Below are 13,625 nucleotides of genomic sequence, written 5' to 3' on the forward strand. Positions count from 1 at the left end.
GTGCGCGCAGCGGGGTACGGGGACTCCGACAGGAAGGAGGCGCCGTGCGCGCTCTCACCGCCCCGGACGGGACTCCGGAGATCCTCGCGCTGCGCGCCCTCAAGCTCGGCGACCTGCTCGTCGCCGTCCCGGCGCTCAAGGCCCTGCGCCGCGGCTTCCCGGACCACCGGCTGATCATGGCGACCACGCCCTGGCTCGAGCCGATCGTCGACCTGGTCGAGGGACTGGACGCGCTCGTGCCCACCCTCCGCGGACTCGACGACCCGCTGCCGATGGCCGCCGGCCGGGTCGAGCTCGGCGTGAACCTCCACGGCAACGGCCCGGAGTCGCGGCTGCGGCTGCGCGAGATCGCGCCCGAGCGCACGCTCGAGTTCCGCGTCCCGGCGCTGGACCCGGGCGCGGGCCCGGAGGACCCGCGGCCGCTCTGGATCGACGGCGAGCTCGAGCGCGCCCGCTGGGCCCGCCTGGTGAACTCGATCGGTCTCGACGCCGACCCCGAGGACGTCGCGATCGCCGTCCCGGAGGAGCCCGCCTCGGCCCCCGGAGCCGCCGTCGTGCACATCGGGGCCTTCTACGGCTCGCGCGAGTGGCCGGAGGAGCGCTTCGCCGCGGTGGCCCGCTCCCTCACCGCCGAGGGGCACCGCGTCGTCTACACCGGGGGCGCGAACGAGGCCGACCGCGCCCGCCGCGTCGCCGAGCTCGCCGGCACGGGCGAGGTGCTGGCGGGGGAGCTCGCGCTCAGCGGGTTCGCCGCGGTCGTCGCGGCCGCCGAGGTCGTGGTGACCGTCGACACCGGGGCCGCGCACCTCGCCTCCGCGTACGGCGTCCCCTCGGTCGTGATCTTCGGTCCGGCACCTCCCGAGGCCTGGGGTCCTCCGGCCTCGGGTCCGCACGTCGTGCTGACCGACGCCTCCCTCCGCCGCGGCGACGTGTTCTCCGCCGAGCCGGACCCGGCGCTGCTCGCGGTCCAGGTCGACGACGTCCTCGCCGCCCTCTCGTCGCTCCCGTCGCGTGCCGAGGCCCACCTCAGGCGGACTTCAGCCGCGTCGCCGGTCGGACCGGAGTGACCGTGGCCACGCGGGCCCGGGGAGCGCGCGGCTGATGGCTGCGCGAGGGGGCGCCGAGCCGGTCGGCGAGCTGCGCGAGGATCCGCCGCTGCAGGCGCGAGACCTGCATCTGCGTCGTCCCCAGGGCGTCGGCGATCTGCTGCTGGGTGCGCTCCTCGACGAAGCGCATCCGCAGGAGCTCGCGCTGGCCCTCCTCGAGCTCGGCGAGGGCGTCGGCGAGCCCGTGCCGCCGGTCGATCTCGAGCAGCCGGTCGTCCTCGCCGCCGAGGGTGTCGCCCAGGCCGACGCCGCCCTCGCCCACGGTCTCGTCGAGGGAGAGCGGATGCCCCGCGAGGCGCGCGTCGGCCACCTCCGCCGCGTCCACTCCGAGGCGGCGGGCGATCTCCTGGTCGGTGGGGTGACGGCCGAGCTCCTGCGCGAGCTCGTCGGCGACGACGGCGGAGCGGCGGTGCAGCTCCTGCACGCCGCGCGGCGGCCGGATCATCCAGCCGAGGTCGCGGAGGTGGCGCTTGAGCTCGCCGGTGATCGTGGGGACGGCGAACGCGGCGAAGCTGTCGCCGCGCTCGGGAGTGAAGCGGCGGGCGGCCTTCACGAGGCCCACGTAGGCGACCTGGCGCAGATCCGCCCAGTCGCCTCCGCTCCGGGAGACCCGGCGGGCCATGGCCTCGGCCAGGCCCAGGTGGTCGAGCACGATGCGCTCGCGGATGCGCGCGCCCTCGGCGGCCTCCGCGCTCACAGCCGCCTGGAAGAGCGAGAGCGTGCGGGCGTCCTTCTCCTCCCGCGCCGCCTCGGTGAGGGCGCTCGGGCGGTCGGTGCGGGGGTCGAGATCGATCGTGCTCATCAGTGCTCCTTCCGGGCACGCTCGCGCGGAGGCCCGGCGCGGCCTGCGGTGCGGCGCTCGGGCCCTCTCGACGAGAGGCCCGGGGTCAGCGCACCACTGCTCCTGCTCGCTCGGGGAGTCCGTTGACTCGGAGCAGTGCTGTCCGGTAGAAGCAGTCGCCGCGAGGCGCGCACCGTGCCCGGGGCGGAGGCGCCACGGCCCCCGCGATCCCGGGCGCCGCACCGGCTCCCGCCGGTAGGATCGGCCTCGTATGTCTGAGCTCACCCCGCCCCTGGAAAGCGCGCCGGACGCGCACCCGTTCACGACCGCGACCGGGAGCGACGTCCGCGTCCGCTTCTGCCCCTCGCCGACCGGGACCCCGCACGTCGGCCTCATCCGCACCGCCCTGTTCAACTGGGCGTACGCGCGCCACACCGGCGGCACGTTCGTCTTCCGCATCGAGGACACGGACGCCGCCCGCGACAGCGAGGAGAGCGTGGAGCAGATCCTCGACGCGCTGCGCTGGCTGAAGCTCGACTGGGACGAGGGCGTCGGAGTCGGCGGCCCGCACGGCCCGTACCGGCAGTCCGAGCGCACCGATGTCTACCTCGACGTGATCGCGCGCCTGACGGCCTCGGGGCACCTCTACGAGAGCTACTCCACGGCCGAGGAGATCGACGCGCGCAACGAGGCGGCCGGCCGCGCGAAGCAGCACGGGTACGACAACCACGACCGCGATCTCACCGAGGAGGAGCGCGCCGCCTTCCGCGCCGAGGGCCGCGCCCCGGCGCTGCGCCTGCGCGTGCCGGACGCCGACCTGTCCTTCGACGACCTGGTCCGCGGCCCGATCACGTTCCCCGCCGGCTCCTTCAGCGACTTCGTCGTGGTGCGCCCCAACGGCCAGCCGCTCTACACGCTGGTGAACCCGGTCGACGACGCGATCATGCAGATCACCCACGTGCTGCGCGGCGAGGACATCCTCCCCTCGACCGCCCGGCAGATCGCGCTGTACCACGCGCTGATCGACATCGGGGTGACGACCTTCGTCCCGCGCTTCGGGCACCTCCCGTATGTGATGGGCGACGGCAGCAAGAAGCTCTCCAAGCGCGATCCGTCCTCGAACCTCTTCCACCACCGCGACCGCGGCTTCATCCCGGAGGGCCTGGTCAACTACCTCGCCCTGCTCGGCTGGTCGCTCACGCACGACCGCGACGTCTTCTCGATCGACGAGATGGTCGCCGCCTTCGACGTCGCCGACGTGAACCCCAATCCGGCCCGCTTCGACCTCAAGAAGGCCGAGTCGATCAACGGCGATCACATCCGCCTCCTGGCCGTCGACGACTTCACCGAGCGGACGATCCCGTACCTCGTGGCGGCCGGAGTGCTCGCGGGCGAGCCGACCGCCGAGCAGCGCGCCGTGCTCGACGCCGCCGCACCCCTCGTGCAGGAGCGGATCGGCCTGCTCGGGGAGGCCCCCGGCATGCTCGGGTTCCTCTTCACCGCGTCCGACGCGCTCGAGTACGACGAGGACGCGCTGAAGGGCCTGCCCGCGAACGCCGGCGAGGTGCTCGCCGCCTCGATCGGCGCCCTCGAGCTCGTCCCCGCGTCCGAGTGGCTGACGGCCTCGATCCAGGAGGCGCTCGCCTCCGCGCTGATCGAGGGTCTCGGCCTCAAGCCCCGCATCGCCTACGGGCCGCTGCGCACGGCGGTCTCCGGACGCCGCGTCTCGCCGCCGCTGTTCGAGTCGATGGAGATCCTCGGCAAGCAGGAGTCGATCGCCCGCCTCGACCGCCTGGGCGCTCACCTCGGCACCTCCCGGCAGGCCTGACCGTGGCGGAGACGGTCGGCGGACGCTACGACGTCGTCGTGATCGGCGGGGGCCCCGCCGGGCTCTCGACCGCGCTCAACCTCGTCCGGGCGCGCCGCAGCGTGCTGCTGCTCGACAGCAACCGCCCGCGGAACGCTGCGACCCTGCACTCGCACGGGTTCCTCACCCGCGACGGCATCTCGCCGCTCGAGCTGCGCCGCCTCGGCCGCGAGGAGTTCGAGCGCTACGAGGCCGCCGAGGTGCACAACGCCCTCGTCACGTCGGTCGAGCGCTCCGGCGGCGAATTCGTGGTCGGCGCGCGCGGCGTGCGCGGCAGCGCGGACCGCTCGGTCGTCGCCACCGCCGTCGTGGTCGCCGCGGGGCTCCTCGAGACGCCGCCCGCGCTCCCGAGCCTGCGCGCCTACTACGGCACCGCCGTGCACAGCTGCATGGAGTGCGACGGCTACGAGAAGGCGGGGGAGGCGCTCGCCCTGATCGGCGAGACCGACGACCTCGCGGAGCGGGCCATGCTCCTCTCGCAGTGGTCGACCGACCTGATCGTCTTCACCAACGGCGTCGGGACGGTGAGCGACGCCGACGAGTCGCTGCTCGCCTCCATCGGCATCCGGGTCGACCGGCGCCCGGTCGCCGACCTCGCCGGGGAGCGCGCCGAGATGACCGGCGTCCGCCTCGTCGACGGCGACGTCGTGCCGCGCACCGGCGCGTTCGTCCGCCCCGTCTGGACGCCCGCGCTGGACTACCTGGACGCGGCCGGCCCCGACCGCGACGCCGACGGCTTCCTCCGCGTCGACGCCGGTGGCCGCACGTCCGTCCCCGGCCTCTACGCCGCCGGCGAGGTCACCCCTCCCGGCCCGCAGCAGCTGATCGTCGCCGCCGGATCGGGCGCCCAGGTCGCCTCCGCGATCAACCGCGACCTCGTCCGCGCCCGCCTCGGCGAGGCCGCCCCGGAGTCCGAGGGCAGCGTCGTCCGCGGCTCGATTTGAGCGGGATGCCCGCGTAGGGTACTGTCGTCTCTCGGCGCTCGGGTCCCGATCCGGTCGCCGCCTGGTCCCGGGATCACCTCCGGATGACCATTGGGGTATGGTGTAATTGGCAACACGGCTGATTCTGGTTCAGTTGTTCTTGGTTCGAGTCCAGGTACCCCAGCACTGATCTCCTCCGCGGCACTCCGCGCGACGCCCTCGTTCGTGGCGTCCTCCTCCGGGCCCGCCTCCCGCGAACCGCTCTCGGCGGCGACCGCAGTATCCCCCCTCCGGCCGACGCGGCCGTCCGAGGCGCTGTGACACGATGGAACCTGTACGTCTCTCAGGTACCCGCGTCGCGCGGGTCGGACGAAAGGTCGCCCGCCCATGGAACCGGATCTCCTCTGGATCGTCCTCGCCGGAGTCGCCGTCGGCGCACTCCTGCTGATCGCCCTCATCGGCTTCTTCCTCTTCCGCGCCTGGTACCAGGTGCCGCAGGCCGACGAGGCGATCGTGATCGTCGGGAAGAAGCAGAAGGGCGAGGACGGCCTCACCTCGAACATGACCGTCATCACCGGCGGCGGCGCGTTCGTGAACAAGCTGACCCAGCGGTCAGACCGCATCTCGCTGCGCTCCCGCCAGATCAAGATGGAGCCGGTCGCGCAGACCAAGAACGGCGTGACCATCCACCTCGCGGGCGTCGCCCTGGTCAAGATCGGGTCCACGGCCGACCAGGTCCGCGCCGCCGCCGAGCGCTTCGCGTCGCAGGACCAGTCCATCGACGTCTTCACGACCGAGCAGCTCGAGGGCGCCCTCCGCGGCGTCGTCGCCAAGCTCAGCGTCGAGGAGGTCATGCAGGACCGGCAGAAGCTGGGAGACGAGATCGCCGAGGGCATCAAGGGCGACCTGCTCGCCCAGGGCCTCGTCCTCGACTCCTTCGCGATCCAGGGCGTCACCGACCGCAACGGCTACATCGAGGCGCTCGGAGCGCAGGAGATCGAGCGTGTCCGCCGCGAGGCCGACGTCGCGCGGATCAACGCCGCCCGCGAGGTCAAGGCCCGCCAGCTCGCCACGGACGAGGCGAACCTGATCGAGCAGACCGCCTACGACAAGAACACCGCCGCCGCCAAGTCCGAGGTCGGCCGCGCCAACGCCGAGGCCGAGCAGGCCGAGAACCTGGCCCGCGCCGAGCGCGAGCAGGCCGTCCTCGTGCAGCGCGCCGAGAACCGGCAGGCCGAGCTCGACGCCGACGTCAAGCGCGTCGCGGACGCCGAGAAGTACCGCCGTCAGACCGAGGCCGACGCCGACGCCTACGGACGCGAGAAGAAGGCCGAGACGGACCGCCAGGTCGCGCAGCAGGTCTCGGACGCCGAGGCGTACGCCGTCCAGCGCCAGGCGGAGGCGCGCCAGGCGTCCGCCGCCGCCGAGGCCGCCGCCGTGAGCGCCCGCGCCGAGGCCGAGGCCCACGCACTGCGGGCCAAGGCGGGCGCAGAGGCCGAGGCGCTGCGCGCGAACGCGACCGCCGAGGCGGAGGCCATCCGCGCGAAGGGCGAGGCGAGCGCGGCGGCCATCGCGGCCGAGGCGGAGGCGCTCCGCGAGAACCAGGAGGCGATCCTGGGTCGCGAGCTCATCGGGCAGCTGCCCTCGCTCATGGCCGAGTTCGCGAAGGGCTACCAGAACGTCGGCTCGGTGACGCTGATCGGCGGCGACACGGCCGGCACCCACATCGCGCGCGAGCAGGCGGCGGGTCTCGCCGCGACGTTCGACAGCGTCAGGTCGGCGACCGGCGTCGACCTCGGCGCGATCCTCCAGGGCCAGGCCTTCGGCCGGGGGATGGCGACCGGCGGCACCGTCGTTCCGACCGGCGCGTCGGTGGCGACCGGACCGGGTGACACCCCGCGTCCGTCCGGCGCCGGCGACCCGACCGCCGTCGCCTCCACGAGCTGACCGCAGGGTCCCGCTGATTTCCGGCGGTTCCACCACCGCCGCCGTGCTCGTCGGTGGGCGCCCGTCGGCGTCCGCCCTCGAGCACGGCGTGCGGCGTTCTGCGCGACCGGGTCGTGCCCCTTCCCGGAGTCGAGCAGCCCCCGCTCAGGCCAGCGGCTTGCGCATCTGCAGGGAGGTCGTCTCGTAGCCGAGCGACTCGTACAGCGCCCGCGCGGCGGTGTTGAAGCCGAACACGTTCAGCGCGAGGGCGGAGCCGCCGCGGGAGCGGACGTGCGACTCCGCGAGCAGCATCGCCGCCCGGCCGAGGCCGCTGCCGCGCTCGGCGGCGTCGATCTGCACGTCCCAGACGTACCCGACGCCTCGAGTCCGCTCGGGTGCGGGCCGAGCCAGAGCGACCCGACCGCGCGGCCGTCCTCGGAGACGAGGAGCACGTCGTGCCCGGCGGCGGGGGAGCCGCCCGGGAAGTACTTCTCGTACGAGGCGTCGGCGTTGCGCGTCGCGGCCGCCTCGTCGTCGCCCGCGCGCATCCGGTCCTCGATGTACGCCGAGCGCTGGACCCGCATCCAGGCGGCGAGAGCGGCGGCGGGCATCGGCTCGAGCGTGACGGTCATAGCCTCACGATCCCACTCCTCACCGCCCCCCGCGATCGATCCGCCGCGGACGGCCCGCAGGGGATCCGCGGACGGGCCGCTCGCGACGGATCGCCGCCGGCCCGGATCAGTCCGGGGTCCGCTCCGCGTGCTTCCGCTTCCCCAGGCGGGTGGCGAGGAACAGCAGCGTCCCCACGACCACGTAGCCCGCTGTCGCCAGCCAGACCACGCCCGTCTGCTGCGTCAGCAGCACCACGCTCGCGATGGTCGCGAGCACCGGCACCACCCGCGGCACGGAGTAGTGGGCGTGGTCGACGCGGTCCTTCTTCAGCACCAGCACCGACACGTTCGCCGCGATGAACACCAGCAGGAGCAGCAGCACCGTCGTCTCGGCGAGCGTGCCGACGTCGCCGATCAGGCTGAGCAGCATCGTCACTCCGCCGACGACCACGATCGACACCCACGGCGTGCGGCGGCCCGGCAGCACCTTCCCGAAAGCGCTCGGCAGCAGCCCGGAGGTGGCGAGCCCGAAGCCGACCCGCGACGCCATCACCATGAACAGCAGAGCGCCGTTCGCGATGGCGACCAGCGCGATCAGGCCGAACAGCCACGGCGGCACCGCCACTCCGCTCGCCGCGACCACGTCCAGCAGGGGGCCGCTGGAGGCCGCGAGCTCGTCGTTCGGCAGCACGATCACGGCGCCGAGCGCGATCAGGAGATAGACCACGGCGGCGGTGATCAGCGCACCGAAGAGGGCCCGCGGGTAGACCTTCGAGGGGTTCCGCACCTCCTCGGCCATGTTCGCCGCGGCCTCGAATCCGAGGAACGAGAAGAAGGCGACGATCGAGGCGGCGAACGCCCCCTGCAGCGGAGCGACGTCGGGGTTGAACTCGAGCACGCGGGAGGCGTCGCCGTCGCCGGAGCCGAAGAAGACCGCGGCGCAGACGATGACGATGACCAGTCCGCTCACCTCGATCACCGAGGCGACCAGGTTCGCCGTCAGCGACTCCTTCACCCCGCGCAGGTTCACCAGGGTGAGGATCGCGATGAAGACGATCGCGGTGGGGATCGGCGGCACGTCCAGCAGAGCCCCGAGGTAGTCGCCCGCGAACGCGTTCGCCAGGGAGGCGGCCGTCGTGATGCCGGAGGCCATCATCAGGAAGCCGATCAGGAACGAGAGGTACGGCTTCCCGAACGCGCGGTCCACGTAGCGCGCCGCCCCTCCGGCGTGCGGGTACTTGGTGATCAGCTCGGCGTACGTGCCCGCGGTGAGCAGGGCGACGACCAGCGCGATCAGCAGCGGCAGCCAGATCACGCCGCCCACGTCCTCGGCCATCGTGCCGACCAGGGTGTAGATGCCGGCGCCGAGCGTGTCGCCCACGATGAAGGCGAACAGCAGCGGCCCGGTGATCACCCGCTTGAGCGACGCCTTCCCGGGAGCGGTCTCGGCGGTGTCCGTCGTGTCGGTCATCCGGACACTCCACCGAAGCGGAGGGTCCGAGCGCAAGCCTCGCCGCCCGATCGCTGCGAGATTTCTCATCATCGCGACCCGTGTGGCAGGGGCCCGGGCGGCGAGGACTCCCACAGCGCGCTGATCCCAGGACTCGGGCGATCGGCCGCATCAGAGGGAGCGGACCCGGTGCGCACAGGGTGAACAGGGGGCGACCGCGCGTGCCGCCGCGCGCCCGCACTGGGTAGGCTGGAGCGCTTCGTCGTGAGTGGAGCGGTCGCGGAGGAATCATGGGCAAGAAGCGCAACCAGGGACGATCCGGAGGCGGTCAGGGCGGGTCCGGCGGTCAGGGCGGCGGCCGCACGGCCGAGACCGCGCTGATGGTGCGGTTCCGCAGCTGGTACCGCTCGCACCTCGCCGAGGTGGGAATGCAGCACGAGCACCTCGAGGCCGACGAGGCCGTCGAGGTGCTGACCGACCTCTTCGCGATGACCCGCGACCTGCGCCCGCGCGGCTCCTTCGCCCAGCCCGACGCCGAGCTGCTCGAGGCCGTCTTCGACCAGATCGAGGCCGACCTGTCGGGGGAGGAGAGCGAGGCCGACCTCGACGACACCCTCTTCACCGTCGCCGAGGTCGTCGAGCACTTCCTCGACTTCCTCACCGACGAGGACCTCTGGACCGGCACCGACGAGGAGCTGGACGAGTGCCAGGCCGTCCTCGACGAGGTCCTCGACCTCGCCGGCTCCTTCGTGGAGGCCGTGCTCGACGACCTCGCCGAGCTCGACGAGGTCCCGGCCGAGGAGCAGCTCTCCGCCGTGCGCGCCACCGCTCTCGTGCACGCCGCCGACGTCGTGGTCGAGCACCTCGCCGCCGACGACGGCGCGACCCTCACAGAGCGCGCCGCCCGCGAGATCGCGGTCGAGGCGGGCATCTCCTCCGCGGGATCCACCCCGAGCGACGACTCCGTCCGCATCCCGGTCTCGGCCTGGTGGGACGCGCTGGTCGGCTCCGCTGTGCTCGAGCAGGAGGGATCCGCCGCAGGTCTCGGCGAGGCCGCCGTGCTCTGGCGCAGCTCCGATGCCCACGAGGCCGCCGCCGAGCGCATCGCCTACGTCGCCCGCTTCCTCGAGCAGTGGATCCTCAGCGCCCAGACCGCGCTGGCGGCCGCCGACACCGAGGACGGCGCCTTCTCCCCGGAGGAGCGCGCGGTCACCACCACCGATGCCGTACTGGTCCGCATCGCGGTAGCCTGCCAGGCCGAGATCCACCCGGGCCTGGTCGTCGGCGAGCTGGTCGACGAGCTGGCAGCCGACTCCGGAGTCTCGCTCGACGAGGCCCTCGACGAGCGCGAGCGCATGGTCGGCACGGCCGAGCGGATGCTCGACGACACCGCCGAGCTCGGGCTGCTGCTGCACTCGCCCGAGTTCGGCTACGCGGTGCCGGAGGGCCTGGCGCCCGTCCTCGCCTCCGTCGTCCGCGCGACGGTCGTCCTCCTCGGAGAGCGCGAGGCCACCCGCCTCGAGATCCTCGACGAGGCGACCCAGGACACGGCGACGGCCTACGCGCTCCACGTCGCCCTGCTCGGGACCAAGCCCGTCGTCTGGCGGCGCCTCGAGCTCTCCTCCGAGTCGTCGCTGCGCGATCTGCACCTCGCGCTCCAGCTCTCGCTGGGCTGGACCGACGCGCAGCCGCACTACTTCAGCGTCGGCGTGCCCGACGAGGAGCAGGCTCCGATCGGCTCGCCGTCCGACGCGGAGGAGTTCGGCGCCGACCTCGTGGACGAGGCGGGCATCGCGCTCGCCGAGGTGCTCGAGCAGGAGCAGGACGAGCTCTTCTACGTCTACGACCTCGAGGACGAGTGGCGCCACGTCATCCGTCTGGAGTCGATCGCGCCGCTGTCGTCGGCTCTGCCGCGCTGCACGGGCGCGCGCGGCGCGGCTCCGCTCGACATGCCGGGAGGCCCCGCGGCCTGGGCCGACACGGTGCGGGCGGCGACGGACCCGTCCTCGGCCGACCACGCGGAGGCGCTCGAGGCTCTCGGCCTCGCCGCCGGAGCCTCGTTCGATCCGGCCGCGGTCGACGTCGACGGCATCAACCGCTCGCTCGGACTCCTGCGCTCCGCGGTCTGACGCCCCGCCGGAGGGCATCACCGGAGGAGGCCCCGCTCCCGCTCACCGCGGGCGGCGGGGGCCTCCTCCGGTGCGGGGCGTCACAGGGTGAGCAGCAGCTTGCCGATGTGGCCGGAGGAGCGCATCACGTCGTGCGCCCGCTCGGCCTCGGCGAGCGGGACCACCTCGTCCACCACCGGTCGCACCGTCCCGGCGGCGACCAGCGGCCAGACCTCTGCGCGCACCCGCGCGACGATCGCGCGCCGCTCCTCCAGGGGCCGGGCGCGGAGGGTCGTGGCGTGCACCGCCCCGCGCTTGCGCATCAGCACCCCGAGATCGAGCGAGCCCAGCGCACCGGACTGGTTGCCGATGAACACCACGCGCCCGCCCACGGCCAGCGCCTCCAGGTCACGGGCCAGGTAGTCGCCGCCGACGGGGTCGAGGATCACGTCGACGCCGCGCCCGCCGGTCGCCTCGCGGATCCGCTCGACGAAGTCCTCCTCGCGGTAGTCGATCAGGACGTCGGCCCCGAGCGCGCGGCACGCCTCGAGCTTGCGGGGGCTGCCGGCCGTGACGGCGACGCGGGCGCCGAGGGCGGCGGCGACCTGGATGCCCGTGGTCCCGATCCCGCTCCCGCCTCCGTGGAGGAGGACGGTGTCGCCGGATCCGAGCCCGGCCACCATCACGAGGTTCGACCAGACGGTGGACGTCGTCTCCGGGAGGGCGGCGGCCGAGACGAGGCCGACGCCGTCCGGCACCGGCAGCACCAGGCCCGCGTCGACCGCGACGTACTCGGCGTAGCCGCCGCCGGAGAGCAGCGCGCAGACCTCGTCGCCCTCCGAGAACCCGGTCGCGTCCTCGCCGAGCGCGACGACCGTGCCGGACACCTCCATCCCGAGGATCTCGGAGGCGCCGGGCGGCGGCGGGTAGACCCCGCCGCGCTGGCCGAGGTCGGCGCGGTTGACGCCGGCGGCCGCCACGCGGACGAGGACCTCGCCGGGTCCGGGGGAGGGCGTCGGCACCTCCTCCAGCACGAGTCGGGAGTCGGGGCCGGGGTTCTCGATGCGGATCGCCTGCATGAGGGGGATGCTACGCCGCGGGCCTCGGCGCTCGCGGTGCTCCCGCCCGGCGCGGGGCCTGCTCAGCGCTGCTCCGCCAGGAACGCCAGCACCGCGTCCTTGAAGCCCCGCGCGGGCACGGTGCTGGTGTGGTCGCGGCCGGGGACGCTCACGAACCGCGCCCCCGCCGCCGCCGCCAGCAGCTCTCCGCCGGGAGCGATCGGATCCGCGCCGCCGGTCACGAGCAGCGTCGGCAGGCCGGGGTGCCGCCCGTGCTCCGGGTGCGCCCCGCCGCGGACGCCGTCGGCCACCGCCACCAGTGCCGCGAGGTCGTTGCCCTGCACGCCCTCCGCCATGCCGATGAAGGCGCGGGTGAAGCCGTCGTCGATCTCGCCGCCGGAGGCGACGCGGGCCCGGGCCGCCTCCGCGTCGAAGGAGCGGAGGGGCTCGCCCACCGTCAGCCCGCCGAGGCTCAGCGATGCGAGCCGCTCCGGGTGCTCGAGCCCCAGCACCCAGCTCATCCGGGCGCCGAGGGAGTAGCCGAGGACGTGGGGCGCGTCGAGGTCGTAGGAGTCGAGCACCCGCACCAGGTCGGCCACCATGGCGTCCACGCTGTAGGAGTCGGAGTGGTGCGGCTTCTCGCTCGCGCCGTGCCCGCGCTGGTCGAGCGCGACGACGCGGTACCCGGCCCGGTGCAGCGTCCGCAGCCAGCCCGACGTCTCCCAGTTGAGCACGGCGTGGGAGGCGAAGCCGTGCACGGCGAGGACGGTCGGGGCGCTCTCCTCGCCGACGGAGTAGGTGGCCAGCCGCACTCCGTCGTCGGCCACGACGTACACGGGCGGAGGGAAGGCGATCACTCCACCACCCTGCCCGCCGCCGCGGGGTCGAGGGGGCACCGCGCCGCGGACACGCCGGGCGGAGTCCAGGTAGCGGAGAGAGGCCGGGCCCGGTGTCCCCGACGGTCAGCGCGGCGGACGGGTGGAGCGGGCGAAGGGCACGGCGATCCAGAGGCGCACGGTGCGTCCCCGGCCGGACCGGATCCCGAGGACGACGCACAGCACGAGGTTGAGCACGGCCAGCGCGAGGATCGCCGAGATCGTCGCGAGCGGCCAGTCGGCGCCGAGCGAGTCGCGCACCGACACCAGCGCGAGGTGCAGCGGGACCAGCATCAGCTGGAGTGCGAGGTAGGTGAGCTGCCAGTTGACGGCGACCAGGCCGTTCCGGTCGCTGAGGGTGCCGATCCGCCGCCGCGACCCCCACACCATCACGGTCGCCGTGAGGGAGATCACAGGGGAGATCACCACGAAGCCGGCGAGCGCCGAGAGCCCGGCGAACCAGACGGCACGGGCGCCCTTGCGGTCCCGGGTGCGGTGCCGCAGCTCGTCGTCGTCCATCGCCGCCTCCTCGCGCCGGGACCAGTCTCGCACCCGCCCCCGCGTCGAGGCGGGGGATCGCCCCCGAGTTCCGGGGGTTCCCCGGATGGGGCGGGTCCGGGCGCGTCCGTAGCGTGGAGGCATCGCCGGAGCACACCGGCAGCACCGTCGGCCCGCCCGGCGGCACCGCATCCCGCCGGGCGACCGGCACCCGAGAAGGAGCACACCGTGACCACCGACGACCGCACCGCCCGCCTCTCCACCCCCGCCGACGAGCAGCCGACCGTGGACCTGGGCGCGACAGCCGTCCTCACCGAGGAGCGGCCGTCCGCCGGGGAGCGCCCCGCCGCCGAGGAGCCCGCCTCTCCCGTACTCACGACCGAGGCCGCCGCCCTCGCCGCGCTGGGGGGCGCGCCCGCCGG

The 13,625-nt window shown here is 74.0% G+C and carries 12 protein-coding genes and 1 tRNA gene; 7 read left to right on the forward strand and 6 right to left on the reverse strand.

Annotated features, from left to right (window positions below; genetic code table 11):
* Nucleotides 1-44: 44 nt before the first annotated feature.
* Entirely contained in the window at nt 45-1,067 is a 1,023-nt protein-coding gene (locus tag C5C63_RS07995; RefSeq protein ID WP_104325824.1) for a glycosyltransferase family 9 protein, read from the forward strand.
* Here the strand turns inward: C5C63_RS07995 and C5C63_RS08000 are convergent.
* Nucleotides 1,027-1,908: a sigma-70 family RNA polymerase sigma factor gene (locus tag C5C63_RS08000; protein ID WP_104325825.1), complete on the reverse strand. Its 882-nt coding sequence runs from the start codon at nt 1,906-1,908 to the stop codon at nt 1,027-1,029. The genes C5C63_RS07995 and C5C63_RS08000 overlap by 41 nt on opposite strands.
* A gap of 250 nt (nt 1,909-2,158) precedes the next feature.
* Here C5C63_RS08000 and gltX point away from each other — a divergent pair, with 250 nt between their 5' ends.
* The 4 genes from gltX to C5C63_RS08020 all read left to right on the forward strand — a co-directional run bounded on the left by gltX (nt 2,159) and on the right by C5C63_RS08020 (nt 6,624).
* Nucleotides 2,159-3,715: a glutamate--tRNA ligase gene (gene gltX / locus C5C63_RS08005; RefSeq protein WP_104233235.1), complete on the forward strand. Its 1,557-nt coding sequence runs from the start codon at nt 2,159-2,161 to the stop codon at nt 3,713-3,715.
* A 2-nt stretch (nt 3,716-3,717) separates the two neighbouring features.
* Nucleotides 3,718-4,698: an NAD(P)/FAD-dependent oxidoreductase gene (locus tag C5C63_RS08010; RefSeq protein ID WP_104276156.1), complete on the forward strand. Its 981-nt coding sequence runs from the start codon at nt 3,718-3,720 to the stop codon at nt 4,696-4,698.
* Nucleotides 4,699-4,789: 91 nt separating this feature from the next.
* Nucleotides 4,790-4,861, forward strand: a tRNA-Gln gene (locus tag C5C63_RS08015).
* A 203-nt stretch (nt 4,862-5,064) separates the two neighbouring features.
* Entirely contained in the window at nt 5,065-6,624 is a 1,560-nt protein-coding gene (locus C5C63_RS08020) for an SPFH domain-containing protein (protein WP_104325826.1), read from the forward strand.
* A 144-nt stretch (nt 6,625-6,768) separates the two neighbouring features.
* Here C5C63_RS08020 and C5C63_RS17515 read toward each other — a convergent pair whose 3' ends face one another.
* Nucleotides 6,769-7,191: an N-acetyltransferase gene (locus C5C63_RS17515; protein ID WP_104292031.1), complete on the reverse strand. Its 423-nt coding sequence runs from the start codon at nt 7,189-7,191 to the stop codon at nt 6,769-6,771.
* 150 nt (nt 7,192-7,341) lie between these two features.
* On the reverse strand, nt 7,342-8,685 hold the full coding sequence (locus C5C63_RS08030) for an APC family permease (RefSeq protein ID WP_104226270.1): 1,344 nt from the start codon (nt 8,683-8,685) through the stop codon (nt 7,342-7,344).
* A 269-nt stretch (nt 8,686-8,954) separates the two neighbouring features.
* Between C5C63_RS08030 and C5C63_RS08035 the strand changes: the two genes are divergently transcribed.
* A complete protein-coding gene (locus tag C5C63_RS08035; RefSeq protein ID WP_104325827.1) occupies nt 8,955-10,793 on the forward strand; it encodes a plasmid pRiA4b ORF-3 family protein in 1,839 nt (612 codons plus the stop codon).
* An 80-nt stretch (nt 10,794-10,873) separates the two neighbouring features.
* On the opposite strand, the gene C5C63_RS08040 is transcribed toward C5C63_RS08035, so the two are convergent.
* The 3 genes from C5C63_RS08040 to C5C63_RS08050 all read right to left on the reverse strand — a co-directional run bounded on the left by C5C63_RS08040 (nt 10,874) and on the right by C5C63_RS08050 (nt 13,224).
* Nucleotides 10,874-11,851 (reverse strand): NAD(P)H-quinone oxidoreductase, encoded by a 978-nt coding sequence (locus tag C5C63_RS08040; protein WP_104325828.1) that lies wholly within the window; start codon nt 11,849-11,851, stop codon nt 10,874-10,876.
* Nucleotides 11,852-11,913: 62 nt separating this feature from the next.
* A complete protein-coding gene (locus tag C5C63_RS08045; RefSeq protein ID WP_181110578.1) occupies nt 11,914-12,687 on the reverse strand; it encodes an alpha/beta fold hydrolase in 774 nt (257 codons plus the stop codon).
* Between the two features lie 105 nt (nt 12,688-12,792).
* On the reverse strand, nt 12,793-13,224 hold the full coding sequence (locus C5C63_RS08050) for a DUF4870 domain-containing protein (protein ID WP_181065463.1): 432 nt from the start codon (nt 13,222-13,224) through the stop codon (nt 12,793-12,795).
* 207 nt (nt 13,225-13,431) lie between these two features.
* Between C5C63_RS08050 and C5C63_RS08055 the strand changes: the two genes are divergently transcribed.
* The coding region (locus tag C5C63_RS08055; protein WP_219815284.1) for a hypothetical protein at nt 13,432-13,625 on the forward strand (194 nt) is incomplete at its 3' end.

Origin of the sequence: Rathayibacter sp. AY1B8 (genome assembly GCF_002932775.1) — a bacterium.
GTDB lineage: Bacteria > Actinomycetota > Actinomycetes > Actinomycetales > Microbacteriaceae > Rathayibacter.

What these genes read in the sequence shown, in the direction of transcription:
- C5C63_RS08040 (WP_104325828.1), bottom strand. Translation starts at nt 11,851, where the DNA reads ATGCAGGCGATCCGCATCGAGAACCCCGGCCCCGACTCCCGACTCGTG.
- gltX (WP_104233235.1), top strand. Translation starts at nt 2,159, where the DNA reads ATGTCTGAGCTCACCCCGCCCCTGGAAAGCGCGCCGGACGCGCACCCG.
- C5C63_RS08050 (WP_181065463.1), bottom strand. Translation starts at nt 13,224, where the DNA reads ATGGACGACGACGAGCTGCGGCACCGCACCCGGGACCGCAAGGGCGCC.
- C5C63_RS08035 (WP_104325827.1), top strand. Translation starts at nt 8,955, where the DNA reads ATGGGCAAGAAGCGCAACCAGGGACGATCCGGAGGCGGTCAGGGCGGG.
- C5C63_RS08030 (WP_104226270.1), bottom strand. Translation starts at nt 8,685, where the DNA reads ATGACCGACACGACGGACACCGCCGAGACCGCTCCCGGGAAGGCGTCG.
- C5C63_RS08020 (WP_104325826.1), top strand. Translation starts at nt 5,065, where the DNA reads ATGGAACCGGATCTCCTCTGGATCGTCCTCGCCGGAGTCGCCGTCGGC.
- C5C63_RS08000 (WP_104325825.1), bottom strand. Translation starts at nt 1,908, where the DNA reads ATGAGCACGATCGATCTCGACCCCCGCACCGACCGCCCGAGCGCCCTC.